This is a genomic window from Bartonella sp. A05, assembly GCF_026930145.1.
Classification (GTDB): Bacteria; Pseudomonadota; Alphaproteobacteria; order Rhizobiales; family Rhizobiaceae; genus Bartonella.
On record NZ_JANHOJ010000001.1, the window covers coordinates 331,078 to 347,933 of the forward strand.

Annotated in this window: 13 protein-coding genes; 9 read left to right on the top strand and 4 right to left on the bottom strand. The window is 39.6% G+C overall.

Annotation, left to right across the window (positions count from 1 at the left end; genetic code table 11):
* Both mtaB and dapF read right to left on the bottom strand, forming a co-directional pair.
* Nucleotides 1-1,284, bottom strand: coding sequence for a tRNA (N(6)-L-threonylcarbamoyladenosine(37)-C(2))-methylthiotransferase MtaB (gene mtaB, locus NPX98_RS01275; RefSeq protein ID WP_269022163.1), 1,284 nt, complete (start codon nt 1,282-1,284; stop codon nt 1-3).
* Nucleotides 1,284-2,135, bottom strand: coding sequence for a diaminopimelate epimerase (dapF, locus tag NPX98_RS01280; protein WP_269022164.1), 852 nt, complete (start codon nt 2,133-2,135; stop codon nt 1,284-1,286). Before dapF ends, mtaB begins: the two co-directional genes overlap by 1 nt.
* Before the next feature lie 243 nt (nt 2,136-2,378).
* On the opposite strand from dapF, the gene NPX98_RS01285 reads away from it, so the two are divergent.
* The 8 genes from NPX98_RS01285 (at nt 2,379) to lpdA (ending at nt 13,479) form a co-directional block, all read left to right on the top strand.
* Nucleotides 2,379-2,942: an AprI/Inh family metalloprotease inhibitor gene (locus NPX98_RS01285; protein WP_269022165.1), complete on the top strand. Its 564-nt coding sequence runs from the start codon at nt 2,379-2,381 to the stop codon at nt 2,940-2,942.
* 96 nt (nt 2,943-3,038) lie between these two features.
* Nucleotides 3,039-4,214, top strand: a complete 1,176-nt coding sequence (zapE, locus tag NPX98_RS01290) for a cell division protein ZapE (protein ID WP_269022166.1) — start codon at nt 3,039-3,041, stop codon at nt 4,212-4,214.
* A 284-nt stretch (nt 4,215-4,498) separates the two neighbouring features.
* Nucleotides 4,499-5,461, top strand: a complete 963-nt coding sequence (gene mdh / locus NPX98_RS01295; RefSeq protein ID WP_269022167.1) for a malate dehydrogenase — start codon at nt 4,499-4,501, stop codon at nt 5,459-5,461.
* Between the two features lie 96 nt (nt 5,462-5,557).
* On the top strand, nt 5,558-6,754 hold the full coding sequence (sucC, locus tag NPX98_RS01300) for an ADP-forming succinate--CoA ligase subunit beta (protein WP_269022168.1): 1,197 nt from the start codon (nt 5,558-5,560) through the stop codon (nt 6,752-6,754).
* Between the two features lie 3 nt (nt 6,755-6,757).
* Nucleotides 6,758-7,660, top strand: coding sequence for a succinate--CoA ligase subunit alpha (gene sucD / locus NPX98_RS01305; protein ID WP_269022169.1), 903 nt, complete (start codon nt 6,758-6,760; stop codon nt 7,658-7,660).
* 146 nt (nt 7,661-7,806) lie between these two features.
* Nucleotides 7,807-10,806 (top strand): 2-oxoglutarate dehydrogenase E1 component, encoded by a 3,000-nt coding sequence (locus NPX98_RS01310; protein ID WP_269022170.1) that lies wholly within the window; start codon nt 7,807-7,809, stop codon nt 10,804-10,806.
* 34 nt (nt 10,807-10,840) lie between these two features.
* The gene (odhB, locus tag NPX98_RS01315) at nt 10,841-12,040 is read left to right on the top strand and encodes a 2-oxoglutarate dehydrogenase complex dihydrolipoyllysine-residue succinyltransferase (RefSeq protein WP_269022171.1); all 1,200 of its coding nucleotides are present in this window, start codon (nt 10,841-10,843) and stop codon (nt 12,038-12,040) included.
* A gap of 32 nt (nt 12,041-12,072) precedes the next feature.
* Nucleotides 12,073-13,479, top strand: a complete 1,407-nt coding sequence (lpdA, locus tag NPX98_RS01320) for a dihydrolipoyl dehydrogenase (protein ID WP_269022172.1) — start codon at nt 12,073-12,075, stop codon at nt 13,477-13,479.
* 130 nt (nt 13,480-13,609) lie between these two features.
* Here the strand turns inward: lpdA and NPX98_RS01325 are convergent, their stop codons facing one another.
* Together NPX98_RS01325 and NPX98_RS01330 are read right to left on the bottom strand one after the other, a co-directional pair.
* Nucleotides 13,610-14,848 carry a saccharopine dehydrogenase family protein gene (locus NPX98_RS01325; protein WP_269022173.1) on the bottom strand — a complete coding sequence of 413 codons (1,239 nt, stop codon included), beginning with the start codon at nt 14,846-14,848 and terminating at the stop codon, nt 13,610-13,612.
* A 57-nt stretch (nt 14,849-14,905) separates the two neighbouring features.
* Complete coding sequence (locus NPX98_RS01330) at nt 14,906-16,003, bottom strand: carboxynorspermidine decarboxylase (protein WP_269022174.1); 1,098 nt, start codon at nt 16,001-16,003, stop codon at nt 14,906-14,908.
* Nucleotides 16,004-16,174: 171 nt separating this feature from the next.
* On the opposite strand from NPX98_RS01330, the gene NPX98_RS01335 reads away from it, so the two are divergent.
* Nucleotides 16,175-16,660 (top strand): BA14K family protein, encoded by a 486-nt coding sequence (locus NPX98_RS01335; protein ID WP_269022175.1) that lies wholly within the window; start codon nt 16,175-16,177, stop codon nt 16,658-16,660.
* Nucleotides 16,661-16,856 lie beyond the last annotated feature (196 nt).

Consider the following 16,856-nt stretch of genomic DNA (forward strand, 5'->3'; position numbering starts at 1 on the left):
TTAGGCTGCATTCGATTCAGGGTGTTCAGCAATTAATTTATTGCCATCATGATCAATAATAAGAGCTTTAACAATTGTTCCAGCTTTAGCACCTTTAATGTGTGTAAGAGTATAATCTTCTGTTCGCCCAATCCCATCTTTTTCAACAAGGATTGTTTGTTGACTGTTTTGTAAATGAGCGAGATGTTTTTGATAAGCTTTTTCGCCTGCTTTACGTAATTTTTCTGCTCGAATTTTAACTGTTTTACGGTTGATTTGTGGCATGCGGGCAGCAGGTGTTCCTTTCCTTGGACTGAAGGGAAAGACGTGGAGATGTGTTAAACCACAGTCATCGATCAAATTTAAACTGTTCTGAAACATCTCTTCTGTTTCGGTTGGAAAACCTGCAATCAAGTCAGCACCATAAACCATTGTGGGACGTTTAGCACGTAAATCTTGACAGAACTGAATTGCATGTTCGCGTAGATGCCGTCGTTTCATTCTTTTTAAAATCATATTATCGCCTGCTTGTAAGGATAAATGTAAATGAGGCATTATTCTTTCTTCATAGGCTAAGAGATCTATTAATTCTTGGTCAGCTTCAATAGAATCGATGGATGAAAGACGTAATCGTGGCAAGTCAGGAACATGATTTAAAATGGTTGAGACTAATTTTCCTAAGGTGGCTTTTCCAGGTAGATCGGGTCCATAGCTTGTGAGATCAACACCTGTCAAAACGATTTCTTGAATACCATTGCCTATGAGCTGTTTAATTTGTTCAATGACGGCGCCCATGGGAACTGAACGTGATGGACCACGGCCGTAAGGAATAATACAGAATGTGCAGCTGTGATCACATCCATTTTGTACTTGAACGAAGGCGCGTGTGCGCCCTTCCATTGCATTAACCATATGTGGAGCAATTTTGTGCACTTCCATAATGTTATTAACACGTAACTTTTCATCATGATTAATGCCAAAATCAGGGAGTTGGCGGTAGGAATGGGCATGAAGTTTTTCTTCATTGCCTAAAACCAGATCGACTTCTGTCATAATAGCAAAATTGTTTGCTTCTGTTTGTGCAGCGCATCCCGTGACAATAATGCGTGCATAAGGATTTTCGCGTCTCGCTTTTCGGATAGCTTGTTTTGCTTGTCGCACGGCTTCGGCAGTGACAGCGCAGGTATTAAAGATGATTGCACCATCTTTGAGATCACCAAGACCAGAAGAGTTGCTTTCTTTTCGTATAATTTCCGATTCATAGCTATTGAGTCGACAACCAAAAGTTACAATTTCTACAGCCATTAAAGGTGATCCTTTTTGTAAGCCCCTGTTAACGGGTTCAAAAAACCACTAAATTCATATTCTGCTTCGCCTGTCATGACAATATGATTGTCTTCTCGATAAAGAATAGAAAGAGCTCCTCCCGGTAAATTTACCTCAATATTGCGTTTTGTTAATCCACGTCGATAGGCCGCCACAACGCTAGCGCAAGCAGCACTACCGCATGCTTTTGTTAATCCAGCTCCACGCTCCCATGTTCGTAAAGTTAAGCTTTTCTGTGATGTTACGTAAGCAAGTGAAATATTACACCGTTCTGGAAAAAGTGGATCATATTCGAGTTTTGGTCCATATTTTTCTAATGGGATATTTTGGATACTGCTATCAACAAAAAAAATAGCGTGGAGATTGCCAACAGATACAAGAGAAGCATCTTTTAGAGGACCAGCAGTAATTTCTACGTGATTAGTGTCGGATATTTCACGTGAAACAGGCATATCTTTTGCATTAAGATATGGGCATCCCATATCCACAGAGATAAGACCATTGGCTTGACGTTTACCTTCAATAATTCCAGCAGGTGTTTCTAATCGAAATTTTTCACCGAGATTGTGATTTGCAAGCCATTCAATGACGCAACGGGTCCCATTGCCACAAGCTTTTGCCATTGAACCATCAGCATTCCATATTGCAATACGGAAATGAGTTTCGTTTTGGGTTGGTGGATGAATAGCCATGATTTGATCAAAATGCATTTGAGTATCTGCCGCTAAAGAAAAGATTGCTTGCTGTGTAATATCACATGCGCTTTTGCGCATATCAGCGACAATGATTTGATTTCCAAGACCGTTCATTTTACTGAATGGCGTTTTCATAAAATTTCTCTATAGTTTAGTAATGGTTAATAGAGTATATATGACTGAAAATCTTACAAATTACCAGTATTTGATAAAGATAATTGGGGGCAAAATGCATTATGGTTTTAAATAAGAATTTCTCATTTTTTTGTTTATTAATTTATCTTTGTAAATAAAACTATACAATACTAAGAATATTTATTGATTTTTTGAGTAAGTCTATTTTAAGCTTGTTCATTATCATAAGAGAGAGTAAAGATAATGACATTTTCAAAAACTTCATTTTTTGTTGCAATATCGGTTGTGGCCGTCCTGAGTGGATGTGCGAAATTACGGTTTTGGGAGAGTGATAGCGCCGACACAAATAATAGTGTTAATGTAAGGCCTAGTTCCACCATAAAACGTAGCAGTGACGAGGCAATGGTTTATTATCCTGTTCAGCAATCGTCTGTACCTGAAATGGTGTCTGATTTTTCGGCGTCTGAAGAGGAAGATTCTAGCGGTTATGAACAAATGGGTAATCTTCCATTGCCAAGTAATGCAATTGAGTTATTGCCTGCAAGCATTGCTGGAGTGTGGAATCTTTCTATGAACGGCAGACAGTGCCGAATTGCAACGCCACAAACAAAATTTGGACGAGGATATCGTGCTGGTCCTTTAAATTGTTCAGGAATAATTTCTCGGATTAAATCGTGGAATGTTAAGGGGAAAAAATTATATTTTTATGATGATACTGGGCGTGTTGTCGTTACTCTTTTTTCTTTCCAAGTAGATCGTTTTGAAGGGTATACGTTTGATAATAAGCCTGTTATTTTAAGTCGTTAAATCACTTTAACCCTTTGATAGAAATGAAATATATATGCATGGATATGCGTATAAAATGTTACTTTTAGTGAAAATGGTTTGAAAAAGGGACGTTTGATGGTTTTTGTTTCAACCCACTATAAGGAACTTGTTTCCAAAGGAGAAATCAGTTTAGATTTATCTCAATTGGTTTTAACAGAATATTTTGATCGTTTATTGCAAGATATTTCAGCACGAAATATTTCTCGTCCTCAGTCGTTTTGGCATCTTTTTAGAAGAAAAAAACGAGTTTATTCGCCTGTTTCAAAACAAGATGCCAGTGGTGATTTTTGTCAGGGTTTGTATATTTATGGTGAAGTAGGACGAGGAAAGACTATGTTAATGGATTTGTTTTTCTCTTGTTTGCCGCAGGAGAGTAAAAAGCGCGTCCATTTTAATGATTTTATGGCCGATGTGCATGAGCGTATTAATACGCATCGTCAATCACTTAAATACACAAAAACTAAACAAAATGATCCTATTTTAATGGTTGCAGAAGATCTTGCGCGAGAAGCACAAGTACTTTGTTTTGATGAATTTAGTGTAACAGATATTGCGGATGCCATGATACTTGGTCGCCTTGTGGCCACTTTATTTAATCATGGGGTTATTTTTGTTGCTACTTCAAATGTTGCTCCTGATAATCTTTATCATAATGGTTTGAATCGAGAACTCTTTTTGCCTTTTATTCAAGTTTTAAAAGCGCATGTTCGTATTATTAACCTTGATGCAAAAACAGATTATCGTCTTGAAAAATCAAATCCTCAACGTGTGTATACAACATCATTGGGGGTGGAGGCAAAAGAAAACATGGACCATGCGTGGGCGTTGGTGCTGCAAGATCAGAAAGAAGAGTCTGATGATATCTCTGTGAGAGGACGTATTATTCATATTCCACGGTCGGGTGCGGGTTGTGTGCGCTTTGATTATCAAGACCTTTGTACAAAACCTTTGGCTGTTGCTGAATATCTAGCGTTAGGAGAGCGTTACCATACGTTTTTTATTGATAACGTTCCGGTAATGGATGATGCGCACCGTAATGAAACTAAGCGGTTTATTTTGCTCGTTGATGTTCTTTATGAGCGTCACGCAAGATTGTTTATGTCTGCGGCAGCAAATATTGAAGAGTTATACAAGGGGCATTCGCAAACAACAGAAACCTTTGAGTTTCAAAGAACACAATCGCGTCTTTTTGAAATGCAAAGCCAAGAGTATCTGAATATTTGGGAAGAACGGTTTTGTGAGAAAAAGTGATTGTTACTGTCCCTTTGTGTAAACCGCTAAAACAATAACGCTCTGATTTAAAAGTATTGCAATAATTCTATTGCACTTTTTTTAAATTCATCTTATCGATACAATGTAATGGGTTTCTAAGAACTAATTTCTATGAGGAGTTTTGCTTCGGAGAAAAGAATTTTGCAAACTTCATATCATTCTATTTTTGATGATTAAGAATAGAATTAGATTTTAAGGGAAATATCCAGCAGATTTTTGCTAAGCATTCTAGACCAAATTATAAGAAGTTAGGGAAAGATAAAATGGCACGAAAAAAAATAGCTCTTATTGGTTCAGGTATGATTGGTGGTACTTTAGCACATATTATTGGGCTGAAAGAACTGGGTGATGTTGTATTATTTGATGTCGCGGAGGGAATGCCACAGGGTAAAGCTCTTGATATTGCTGAGTCTTCTCCGGTTAACGGTTTTGATGTCAATTTTGTGGGCACGAATGCTTATGAGGTCATAGAGGGAGCTGACGTTGTTATTGTAACAGCAGGTGTTGCACGTAAGCCTGGTATGAGCCGTGATGATCTTTTGGGTATTAATTTAAAAGTTATGGAACAGGTTGGTGCGGGGATTAAAAAATATGCATCTTCAGCATTTGTTATCTGTATTACCAATCCTCTTGATGCGATGGTTTGGGCATTGCAAAAATTTTCAGGTCTTCCAACACAAAAAGTTGTTGGTATGGCCGGTGTTCTTGATTCAGCGCGTTTTCGTTATTTTTTATCTGAAGAATTGGGTGTTTCTGTTAAAGACGTGACAGCGTTTGTTTTAGGAGGGCATGGCGATACAATGGTGCCCTTGATTCGTTATTCAACGGTTGGGGGTATTTCTTTGCCCGATCTTGTAAAAATGGGCTGGACCACACAGGAAAAACTTGATCAAATCATTCAGCGTACACGTGATGGTGGTGCGGAAATTGTGAGTTTGTTAAAAACAGGTTCTGCTTTTTATGCACCAGCGGCTTCTGCGGTCTCTATGGCTGAAGCTTATTTAAAAGACACTAAGCGTATAGTTCCTGTTGCTGCTTATCTTTCAGGTGAGTATGGGGTTAATGATATGTATGTTGGTGTTCCCGTTATTATTGGTGCTGGTGGTGTTGAACGAGTGATTGAAATTGAACTAAATCAAGACGAGAAGAGCGCTTTTGAACAATCTGTAAACGCAGTGCAGAAGCTTTGTAAGGCTTGCGTCGCTATTGCACCTAATCTCAAATAAATTAAGCTGAGTTATGTGAGTTGAGAGCAGAATATCTAAAGTGTTATGAATATCTGAGAGTCAATTTTTGTTTATACAAAGAAGAAGGACAAGTAAATGAATATCCATGAATATCAGGCTAAGCGTCTGCTTCATGAATATGGTGCACCGATTGCAAATGGTGTTGCTGTTTATTCTGTAGAGCAGGCTGAAAAATGGGCAAAGAAATTGCCTGGTCCACTTTATGTGGTAAAAAGCCAGATTCACGCTGGTGGACGCGGTAAAGGAAAGTTTAAAGAGCTTGATCCTGATGCAAAGGGTGGTGTTCGTCTTGCGAAATCAGTTGAAGAAGTTGTTGCCAATGTGAAAGAAATGCTTGGTAAAACTCTGGTAACGAAGCAAACTGGTCCAGAAGGTAAACAGGTTAACCGTCTTTATATTGAAGATGGTGCTGATATTGAGCGGGAGCTTTATCTTTCGCTTTTGGTTGATCGTGCTGTTGGTCGTGTTTCTTTCGTTGTTTCAACGGAAGGTGGTATGGATATTGAAACGGTTGCTGAAGAAACACCGGAAAAAATACTAACTCTTTCGATAGATTCTACGCAGGGTGTGACTTCTGACGATTGCGTAAAGCTTTGTGATGCGTTGAAATTGCGTGATAGTGCACGGGAAGATGGTGAAAAGCTTTTTCCAATACTTTATAAAGCTTTTTGCGAAAAGGATATGAGTCTTCTTGAGATTAATCCGCTTATTGTGATGAAAAATGGCCGTTTGCGTGTTCTTGATGCAAAAGTTTCTTTTGATAACAATGCTCTGTTCCGTCATCCAGACATTTTGGAATTACGTGACATTTCAGAAGAAGATCCAAAAGAAATTGAAGCTTCAAAGCATGATCTTGCTTATGTAGCTCTTGATGGTACAATTGGCTGTATGGTGAATGGTGCTGGCCTTGCAATGGCAACGATGGATATCATCAAACTTTATGGAGCTGAACCAGCAAATTTTCTTGATGTTGGCGGTGGTGCTTCAAAAGAGAAGGTGGCTTCTGCTTTTAAGATTATTACGGCTGATCGGAATGTTAAAGGTATTTTGGTCAATATTTTTGGTGGGATTATGCGCTGTGATGTTATCGCTGAAGGTGTGATTGCTGCTGTTAAGGAAGTTGGTTTAAAGGTTCCTTTGGTTGTTCGTCTTGAAGGTACTAATGTTGAGAAAGGTAAAGAGATTATCAGTAACAGTGGTTTAAATGTTATTTCCGCTGATGATTTGGATGATGCTGCTCGGAAAATTGTTGCAGCAGTGAAGGGAGCCTAGTCTATGTCGATTCTTGTTAATAAGGATACAAAAGTTCTGGTTCAGGGGCTTACGGGGAAAACAGGAACGTTTCATACAGAACAGGCGCTTGCTTATCATGGCACGCAAATGGTTGGTGGTATTCACCCCAAAAAGGGGGGAGAAACTTGGGAAGGTTCAAAAGGTGAAACGCTTCCTATTTTTGCGAGTGTTATGGAGGGTAAAGAAAAAACAGGAGCAAATGCTTCCGTTATTTATGTTCCTCCTGCGGGGGCTGCAGAAGCCATTATAGAAGCTATTGACGCTGAAATTGGTTTAATTGTCTGTATTACGGAAGGTATACCGGTTATGGATATGGTTCGGGTTAAAACCAAGTTAGAGCGGTCGAAATCACGCTTAATTGGACCTAATTGTCCAGGTATTCTTACACCTGATGAGTGTAAAATTGGGATTATGCCGGGTTCTATTTTTAGAAAGGGTTCTGTCGGGGTTGTTTCGCGGTCGGGGACATTGACTTACGAGGCTGTTTTTCAAACGAGTTGTGAAGGTTTTGGGCAAACAACCGCTATTGGTATCGGTGGAGATCCTGTTAAGGGCACTGAATTTATTGATGTTCTGGAAATGTTTTTGGCTGATGATGAAACCAAATCTATTGTTATGATTGGTGAAATTGGTGGTTCTGCTGAAGAAGAGGCAGCACAGTTTCTTAAGGATGAAGCGAAGAAAGGACGCAAAAAACCGATGGTTGGTTTTATTGCTGGTCGTACAGCTCCTCCGGGACGTACAATGGGTCATGCTGGTGCAGTGATTTCTGGTGGTAAAGGTGGTGCAGAAGATAAAATTGCTGCAATGGAGTCTGCTGGAATTCGTGTTTCTCCTTCACCATCACAGATGGGTAAAACTTTGGTTGAGGTTTTGAAGGGTTAGAGAAAAATTTTTTAGATGGGTATGTTTGTTCATTTAGATGAAACATTGATAATGAAGAAATAAAAGCTTTTTTGTAATTTTTCAGCTCTTAATTTGGATGGGGCAGGGATGTATAAGGAGACGGAACAGATGTTCCGGAAATGTGTATGGCAAGGCAGGATGAGGTGAATAATCTTTTTGCACAAACGTCATTTCTATATGGTGGAAATGCGGATTATATAGATCAACTTTATGCCGAATATGAAAAGAATCCAGCCAATGTGGATCCGCAATGGCATGCTTTTTTTGAAACTTTTCAAGATAATAAAGAAGATGTTTTCAAAAATGCTGAAGGAGCAACGTGGCAATGTAAGCATTGGCCTTTAAAGGCAAATGGTGAACTGGTTTCTGCTTTAGATGGTGATTGGTCTGCTCTCGAAAAGCATCTTGGTGATAAATTGAAAGAAAAAGCAGCAATGAGTGCTGCACAAAAAGGCACAGCTTCTAGCCAACGGGATATTATTCAAGCAACGCGCGATTCTGTTCATGCGTTTATGATGATCCGCGCTTTTCGAACACGTGGGCATCTTCGTGCGCAACTTGATCCACTTCAATTGGCGGAAAAACTAGAAGATTATAAAGAATTATCTCCGGAAGCTTATGGTTTTAGTCCTGCTGATTATGAGCGTCCAATTTTTATTGATAATGCTTTAGGGTTGGAATATGCAACTATTCCGCAAATGCTTGAAATTCTCAACCGTACTTATTGTTCGACAATTGGTGTGGAATATATGCATATTTCTGATCCTGCTCAAAAAGCATGGCTTCAGGAACGTATTGAAGGTTCCGATAAGCAGACTGCTTTCACATTAAAAGACAAAAAAGCCATCCTTAATAAGCTTATTGAGGCAGAAGGTTTTGAGCAATTTCTTGATACAAAGTATAAAGGCACAAAGCGTTTTGGTCTTGATGGCGGTGAGGCACTTATTCCTGCTCTTGAACAGATTATTCGGCATGGTTGCGCTTTGGGTGTGCAGGAAATTGTTTTTGGAATGGCTCATCGTGGTCGTTTAAATGTTCTCTCGCAAATTCTTGAGAAACCACATCGCGCTATTTTTCATGAATTTAAAGGTGGTTCTTATAAGCCTGATGATGTGGAGGGATCTGGTGATGTAAAGTATCATTTGGGTACTTCGGCTGATCGTGATTGTGATGGTAAAAAGATTCATTTATCGCTTTTACCCAATCCATCTCATCTTGAAATCGTTGATCCGGTTGTTATTGGAAAGACACGTGCTAAGCAAGATCAGCTTGTTGGTCCCGTGCGCACTGAAGTTATACCATTAAGTGAGCGTTCAAAAGTCATGCCACTGTTAATTCACGGTGATGCAGCTTTTTCAGGTCAAGGCGTTATTCAGGAAACTTTTGGGCTTTCAGATTTGAAAGGCTATCGGGTTGCAGGATCTATTCATGTGATTATCAACAATCAGATTGGATTTACAACTGATCCACGCTTTTCACGCTCTTCACCATATCCATCGGATGTAGCAAAAATGATTGATGCGCCGATTTTTCATGTGAATGGTGATGATCCTGAAGCCGTCGTTTTTGTAGCAAAGGTGGCTGCAGAATTTCGACAAATTTTCCATAAGCCGGTGGTTATAGATATGTTCTGTTATCGCCGTTATGGGCATAATGAGGGCGATGAACCTTCTTTCACACAACCGCTTATGTATCGAGCGATCCGTAGCCATAAAACGACTCTTCAAATTTATGGTGACAAGTTGGTGGCAGAAGGAGTGGTTGAATCAAAAGATATTGAGCAACAAAAGAAAGAGTGGCGCGATAAGCTTGAAGGTGAATTTGAAGCAAGTGCTTCTTATAAGCCGAATAAAGCTGATTGGCTTGATGGGAGTTGGACAGGTCTTCAAGCTGCTAGTGATTCAGACGAGCAACCTTGTGGTGTTACAGGTGTTGGGTTGCAAACTTTACGGGAAATTGGACAAAAGCTTGTCGAAATACCGTCAGATTTTTATGTTCATAAAACGATTCAGCGTTTTTTAAGGAACCGCGCTAAAATGTTCGAAACCGGTGAAGGAATTGATTGGGCCACTGCTGAAGCTTTGGCTTTCGGTTCGCTTTGTTTAGAGGGGGCACCAATTCGCCTGTCTGGTGAAGATGTTGAGCGTGGAACGTTTTCGCAGCGTCATTCAGTTCTTTATGATCAAGAGAATGAAGCGCGTTATATTCCTTTGAATAATTTGAAAAAGGGGCAAGCTATCTATGAAGTTGTGAATTCTATGCTTTCTGAAGAAGCTGTTCTTGGTTTCGAGTACGGATATTCGCTTGCTGAACCGCGTGGTTTAACGATTTGGGAAGCACAATTTGGTGATTTCTCTAATGGTGCACAGGTTATTTTTGATCAATTTATTTCATCGGCAGAGCGTAAGTGGCTTCGCATGTCAGGTCTTGTGTGTCTGTTGCCTCATGGTTTTGAGGGGCAGGGGCCAGAGCACTCATCGGCGCGTTTAGAACGTTTTCTTCAATTATGTGCAGAAGATAATATGCAAGTTGCAAATTGCACTACACCTGCGAATTATTTTCACATTTTGCGTAGACAGATTAGGCGTGACTTCCGTAAACCGTTGATTTTAATGACGCCAAAATCACTTTTGCGTCATAAGAGGGCTGTTTCTTCTTTAAGTGAAATGGGGCCGGAAACAAATTTTCACCGTTTATTGCTTGATGATGCAGAGCGTTTCAAAGATGCTGCGATCAAATTGCAAAAAGATAATAAAATTCGTCGTGTCGTTCTTTGTACAGGTAAGGTTTATTACGACCTTTATGAAGAGCGTGAAAAAAGAGGAATTGATGACGTTTATTTATTACGTGTTGAACAGCTTTATCCTTTCCCAGCGAAAGCTTTAGTGAATATGTTGGCGCGCTTCTTGCAGGCGGAAATTGTTTGGTGCCAAGAAGAGCCTAAAAACATGGGGGCGTGGTCGTTTATTGAGCCTTATTTGGAATGGGTTTTAACGCATATTAAAGCGCAATATTCGCGTGCACGTTATGCGGGGCGTCCTGCAAGTGCATCGCCGGCTACTGGATTGATGGTAAAACATCTTGAACAACTTTCTGCGTTTCTTGAAGATGCTTTAGGTTTTTAACTCGTTATTACTTTGATTGTGTGGAAAAAATATTATGGCTACTGAAATCCGTGTTCCTACTTTGGGTGAGTCGGTTACTGAGGCGACAATTGGCAAATGGTTTAAACATCTTGGTGAAACTGTGTCTATGGATGAACCCTTAGTTGAATTAGAGACTGATAAGGTAACAGTTGAAGTTCCTTCACCTGTTGCGGGAAAACTATCTGAGATCATCGCTAAAGAAGGTGATACAGTTGAAGTGAATGCACTCTTAGGTTTGGTTGAATCCGGTGTAGCAGGGGTTGCTTCATCCTCTTCGCCTGCTGTTGCACCAACACCTGTGGTTGTATCTGGATCAAGCCTTTCTTCTTCGGACAATTCGATGCCTCCTGCGCCTTCAGCGGCAAAATTGATGGCTGAAAATAATATCGCAAAAGGCGATGTTACAGGTTCTGGAAAGCGTGAACAGATTCTCAAAGGAGATGTTCTGGATGTATTAGCACAAGGGGTAAAAGCGCCTGCAGCAGCAGTTTCTTCAGTTACACCTGTTGATGCAATGCGTGAAGAGCGTGTTCGTATGACGAAATTGCGTCAAACAATTGCTCGACGCCTTAAGGATGCACAAAATACAGCTGCGATGTTAACCACGTTTAATGAGGTTGATATGTCTGCGGTGATGGATTTGCGTAAGCGCTACAAAGATGTTTTTGAAAAGAAACATGGTGTTAAGCTCGGCTTTATGGGCTTTTTTACCAAAGCTGTTTGCCATGCATTAAAAGAACTTCCTGCGGTTAATGCGGAAATTGATGGAACAGATATTGTTTATAAAAATTATGTTAATGCTGGAATTGCTGTCGGAACAGATAAGGGGCTTGTTGTTCCGGTGGTTCGTGATGCAGACCAAATGTCGATTGCAGAGATTGAAAAAGAGATTGGTCGTTTAGGGCGTCTCGCTCGTGATGGGAAATTGGCGGTTTCTGATATGCAAGGCGGAACATTTACCATTACCAATGGTGGTGTTTATGGATCGTTAATGTCGACACCAATTTTAAATGCACCGCAGTCTGGTATTTTGGGTATGCATGCGATTAAAGAACGCGCAATGGTTGTTGGAGGTCAGGTTGTGATCCGTCCAATGATGTATTTAGCACTTTCTTATGATCACCGTATTGTAGATGGGCAAGAGGCTGTGACTTTCCTCGTGCGTGTTAAAGAAAGTTTAGAAGATCCGGAACGTCTTGTTCTTGATTTGTAAAAGCATCGTTTTCAAGATGAAAGGAAAGACATATGTCTTATGATGTTGTTGTAATCGGGGCGGGTCCAGGCGGTTATGTAGCAGCGATAAAAGCAGCGCAATTGGGTCTTAAAACTGCAATCATTGAGAAACGTGCGACGTTGGGTGGCACATGTCTCAATGTTGGTTGTATTCCTTCTAAAGCGTTATTACATGCCTCAGAAGTATTTGCTGAAACACAACATGGTTTTGAAGCGCTTGGTATTTCTATTGCTAAGCCTAAACTTAATCTTGAACAAATGATGATGCACAAGAAAGCTGTGGTAGCAGCAAATACAAGCGGCATTTCTTTTTTGATGAAAAAAAATAAAATTGACACTTTTGAAGGCATGGCAAAAATTTTAGGCGCGGGTCAAATTGAAGTTGTGTCTAAAGATAGTGGCAAACAGACGGTTGCATCGAAGAATATTATTATTGCTACTGGCTCAGATGTTGCAGGTATTCCGGGTGTGGATGTTGACATTGATGAAAAGGTTATCCTGTCTTCCACAGGAGCACTCGCGCTTGAAAAAGTACCAACGCGGATGGTTGTGATTGGTGCTGGTGTTATTGGTTCAGAGCTTGGTTCTGTGTGGAGTCGCTTGGGAGCTAAAGTTACAATTGTTGAGTTTCTTGATAAAGTGTTAGGGACAATGGATGGGGAAGTTTCCCGGCAGTTTCAGAAACTTATGGAAAAGCAAGGAATTGAATATAAGCTTGGCGCAAAGGTAACGGCTGTTACTAAGTCTGGTAAAGAGGCTCAGGTGGCTTTTGAATCGGTTAAAGGTGGTACAGCTGAAAGTTTAGAAGCTGATGTTGTTTTGATTGCTACCGGACGTTCTCCGTATACAGAGGGTTTGGGTTTGGTAGAAGCTGGTGTTCAGGTGGATGAACGCGGTTTTATTACAACAGATGCGCATTGGCAAACCAACATTCCAGGAATTTATGCGATTGGTGATGTCATCAAAGGACCCATGTTAGCGCATAAGGCTGAAGAAGAAGGTGTTGCGGTAGCTGAAATTTTGGCTGGTCAAAAAGGCCATGTTAATTTTGATGTCATTCCAAGTGTTGTTTATACGCAGCCGGAAATCGCAAGTGTGGGCAAGACAGAGGAAGAGCTTAAAGCTGCTGGAATTGATTATAATATTGGCAAGTTTCCTTTCATGGCAAATGGGCGTGCTCGTGCGATGCAAAAGAGCGATGGGTTTGTTAAAATACTCGCTGATAAAAAGACGGATCGAGTTTTAGGTGGTCATATTCTTGGATTTGGCGCTGGTGAAATGATCCATGAAATTGCGGTTTTAATGGAGTTTGGTGGTTCATCAGAAGATTTAGGCCGTTGTTGTCATGCACATCCTACCTTATCAGAAGCTGTGCGAGAAGCTGCTTTAGCGACATTTGCGAAACCGCTTCATATCTAGGAGCTTTTTAGGGGGGCTTCATTGTATCTTTTAAAAGAGGTGCAAAAGTGTTGCTGTGGGCTTATATATTAAAAAAAACCACCTTTTTTATAAGGTGGTTTTTGTACATTTTCAGAATGTAATCAATGGGTTAAAACTCTAATTTTTTATCCTCTTGTTGTTCTCTGATATAGGTTGAAAGACCCATATGGTCGAGACACTGAAGAAAAGGCAGTGGGGGTAATTCTTCTACATTGACCATTGTTTTAATATCCCATGTGCCATTAGAAATAAGAACAGCAGCAGCAGCAGCAGGGACACCAGCTGTATAAGAAATTCCTTGTGCACCAGTTTCATTAAAAGCTTGTTTGTGATCTGCTATATTATAAATAAAGACTTCTCTTGGAGAGCCATCTTTTGTACCTTGAACACGATTTCCGATACAAGTTTTTCCTGTATAGTTTGGTGCCAAAGAGGCTGGATCTGGTAAAACGGCTTTCACAACTTTTAAAGGAACAACTTCTTGCCCTTCTGCTGTTTTTATAGGCTGTTCGGATAAGAGTCCAAGATTTTTCAGAACAGTAAAAACAGTGATATACCGTTCACCAAATCCCATCCAAAAACGAATGTTTGGGACATCAAGATTTTTAGATAATGAATGGATTTCATCATGTCCTGTCATATAGGCTTTTTGTTTGCCTACAACGGGAAGATCCCATTCATGGCTGATTTCGAACATTTGGTTAGAGACCCATTCTTTATTTTGCCATGACCATACTTGCCCTGTAAATTCTCGAAAGTTAATTTCTGGATCAAAGTTTGTGGCAAACCAACGTCCATGGCTTCCAGCGTTAATATCGATAATATCAATATCGGTGATTGTATCGAAATAATTATCGCGCGCCAATGCTGCATAAGCATTAACAACACCAGGGTCAAAACCTGCCCCTAAAATAGCTGTTATACCGGCTTTTTCGCATTCTTGGCGACGGGGCCACTCATAATTTCCATACCAAGGGGGGGTTTCACAAATTTTTAACGGATCTTCATGAATAGCGGTATCAATATAAGCGCATTTTGTTTCAATACAGGCTGAAAGGACAGACATATTAAGAAAGGCGGAGCCAACATTGATGACAATTTCGCATTTTGTTTTTTGGATCAACTTTATAGTTTCTTCCACATTCATAGCGTTAAGTGCATGGCTTTTGAGAACGCCTTCTACTTTCATTGCTTTTTTGTCTTTAATGGAAGTAATGATTGCTTCACATTTTTTAAGTGTTCGTGAAGCGATATGAATTTCACCGAGAATATCGTTGTTTTGGGCGCATTTATGCGCGACGACTTGCGCAACACCTCCAGCACCAATAATGAGAACATTTTTCTTCATTGTAGGGTCATCTCCTTTTCATATTGCTGCATCATGGCATTTTTCCTATTATTTTGATTATGAAAGGCTATTTTGATAGTCGTTATAATCGAATTGGCGTTGAAGTATTAATGTTCCATCACATTCTTTGATAACAATGGAAGGCATTGTAACACCATTGAACCAATTTTTCTTGACCATTGTATAGCCTGCGGCGTCTTGAAAAGACAATCTGTCTCCTATTTTAAGCGGCTTAGGGAATTGAAATGTTCCGAAAATATCACCTGCAAGGCAGGATTTTCCACAAACCATAATTTCATATGGTCCTTGATTTGGTTCTAATTTTGCATTTTCTCGATAAATTAAAAGATCAAGCATATGTGCTTCGATTGAGCTATCAACGATAGCGAGGTTTTTTTCGTTATATAATGTGTCAAGAACGCTCACTTCTAATGTGGTGCTTTTTGTGATAGCAGCTTCTCCTGGTTCAAGAAAAACAGTTACATTATGGGTTTGAGAAAAACGTTTTAAGCGCTCAGCGAAGTGCTCTAAAGGATAATTTGCAGCAGTAAAATGAATTCCTCCGCCAAGACTAACCCAGTTGACCGCGGCGAAGAGTTCTGAAAATTTCTCTTCGATGTGGCTTAACATTCGGTCAAAAAGATAAAAATCAGCATTTTCACAATTATTGTGGATCATTAACCCATTGATTAAGGGCAAAATTTCTTTAATAGCGCTTTGATCTGTTTCGCCTAGACGGCTAAAGGGGCGGGCAGGATTAGCAAGATCAAAATTTGATGCGCTGATCCTGGGGTTTAATCTTAAGCCTCGCTCAATGGTTTTTGTAGAATGCGCAAAACGTTGAAGCTGTTGAATTGAATTAAAAATGATTTTATCTGCATAACCACACGCTTCATCAATTTCATGATCTGCCCAAGCAACAGAATAGGCATGGGTTTCTTTGCCAAATTTTTCTCTTCCTAAACGTAGTTCATAAAGGGATGAAGATGTGGTGCCATCCATGTACTCAGACATGACATCAAAAAGACTCCATGTAGCAAAGCATTTCAAAGCAAGTAAAATTTTGGCTCCCGACATTTCTCTCAAGCGAGCAATAACGTCCATATTCTTTATGAGTTTAGATTTATCTATAAGATAATAGGGAGTCCTAATCATTGTTATTTAATCTCTTTTGAAGGATCTTATTGTTCATATGAACGTTTAGTACATATAGCAACAGAATGTCTCAAGGAAAAAAGAGTTATAAAACGAAAATCTGTTTTCTTTGAGCAGTAAAAAGACGTTCTGAACATTCGTTTTGTTTTCGCTTTATTTGAGATTTATATTATGCGTACTATTCGAAATTTATGTTATGTTTTGGTTGTGCTATCCATTGGAAATATTTTCATGATAACAACCAATCTTGCTAATTCGGCGCTAAAAAATGGTGCTGAGACAATGGTGGTTCATCGGTCTTCTATTCAAGAAGACAGGGTTCCTTTGATGGTTACAGGACGTAAAGAAATTAATGGTTTTAAAGGATACCGTCATTATCGGCGTGGTTATCGCAAATATAGCGATAATTGGTGGTATCCTGAGGCGGCATTTGTTGTGTTTGAAGATTTAGATACAAAACACGATCCATTAAAGGCAACATCTACCCCAAAAGAGGCGCTTTTGATTTCTTCTTTCAAGAGAAAAGAGCCATGGATGTTCAAGGAGCATATTGATTCTTGTGTAGCTCGTTATCGCTCTTACAATAGAAATGATAATAGTTATCAGCCTTTTGATGGACCACGCAAACAATGCCTTTCTCGTGTTTTTAAAGGGTAAAGGGTGTTCAATAAAAACCATTTTACGACATTTTTGCCGTTTTTTCTCATGAAACAGTTGATTTATGAGAATTTTCGATATTTTTAAGTTTGATTAAATCTTATATAGTAACAGTGTAAAATGAAGGGTAGCGATATAATATTGCACCTATTTATTGTGATTTTTTGACAACAAAATACATAAAATTGGGTGGAGT

Bases quoted from the DNA above. Each gene is read 5' to 3' on its own strand.
- NPX98_RS01285 (WP_269022165.1), top strand. From the start codon at position 2,379: ATGACATTTTCAAAAACTTCATTTTTTGTTGCAATATCGGTTGTGGCC.
- zapE (WP_269022166.1), top strand. From the start codon at position 3,039: ATGGTTTTTGTTTCAACCCACTATAAGGAACTTGTTTCCAAAGGAGAA.
- sucC (WP_269022168.1), top strand. From the start codon at position 5,558: ATGAATATCCATGAATATCAGGCTAAGCGTCTGCTTCATGAATATGGT.
- NPX98_RS01325 (WP_269022173.1), bottom strand. From the start codon at position 14,848: ATGAAGAAAAATGTTCTCATTATTGGTGCTGGAGGTGTTGCGCAAGTC.
- lpdA (WP_269022172.1), top strand. From the start codon at position 12,073: ATGTCTTATGATGTTGTTGTAATCGGGGCGGGTCCAGGCGGTTATGTA.
- NPX98_RS01335 (WP_269022175.1), top strand. From the start codon at position 16,175: ATGCGTACTATTCGAAATTTATGTTATGTTTTGGTTGTGCTATCCATT.
- sucD (WP_269022169.1), top strand. From the start codon at position 6,758: ATGTCGATTCTTGTTAATAAGGATACAAAAGTTCTGGTTCAGGGGCTT.
- NPX98_RS01330 (WP_269022174.1), bottom strand. From the start codon at position 16,003: ATGATTAGGACTCCCTATTATCTTATAGATAAATCTAAACTCATAAAG.
- mdh (WP_269022167.1), top strand. From the start codon at position 4,499: ATGGCACGAAAAAAAATAGCTCTTATTGGTTCAGGTATGATTGGTGGT.
- mtaB (WP_269022163.1), bottom strand. From the start codon at position 1,284: ATGGCTGTAGAAATTGTAACTTTTGGTTGTCGACTCAATAGCTATGAA.
- NPX98_RS01310 (WP_269022170.1), top strand. From the start codon at position 7,807: ATGGCAAGGCAGGATGAGGTGAATAATCTTTTTGCACAAACGTCATTT.
- dapF (WP_269022164.1), bottom strand. From the start codon at position 2,135: ATGAAAACGCCATTCAGTAAAATGAACGGTCTTGGAAATCAAATCATT.
- odhB (WP_269022171.1), top strand. From the start codon at position 10,841: ATGGCTACTGAAATCCGTGTTCCTACTTTGGGTGAGTCGGTTACTGAG.